Annotated in this window: 1 protein-coding gene; it reads right to left on the reverse strand. The window is 60.9% G+C overall.

From position 1 onward, the window contains the following. A partial coding sequence (locus QP381_RS08715) for a DUF4129 domain-containing protein (protein ID WP_285068571.1) occupies positions 1-309 on the reverse strand: 309 nt, incomplete at its 3' end. Positions 310-330 lie beyond the last annotated feature (21 nt).

A 330-nucleotide genomic window follows, 5' to 3' on the forward strand; every position in this document is an offset into this window, starting at 1 on the left:
TAGCGCTTTCGTCAGTTTCATCAGGCGGGTGACATCGTCACGTGTCGGAGTTGACCTGCCGTATAGGACAGCATCGAACAGCGCGGCCGCATTGACGAGGGAGTCGCGCGAGTCTGGAAACTGCGCGCTGGCAGCCGTGGCCGCTTCATGAGCGGTCAGGCCAGGCGTGGCACGCACGACGTCACGCTCGTCAAGACTCAGGACCAGGTAGCGCATTCCCCAAATGAACGCCTGTGCGAAGTCCGCCTCTTTCAGATAGCTAGATGCGTTGTCATGCGCCTGGCGTGCGGAGACGTCCTGGTCGGACATGACCGAATGAGAACGCACACG

It is taken from the genome of Pauljensenia sp. UMB6358 (assembly GCF_030216865.1).
Classification (GTDB): Bacteria; Actinomycetota; Actinomycetes; order Actinomycetales; family Actinomycetaceae; genus Pauljensenia; species Pauljensenia turicensis_A.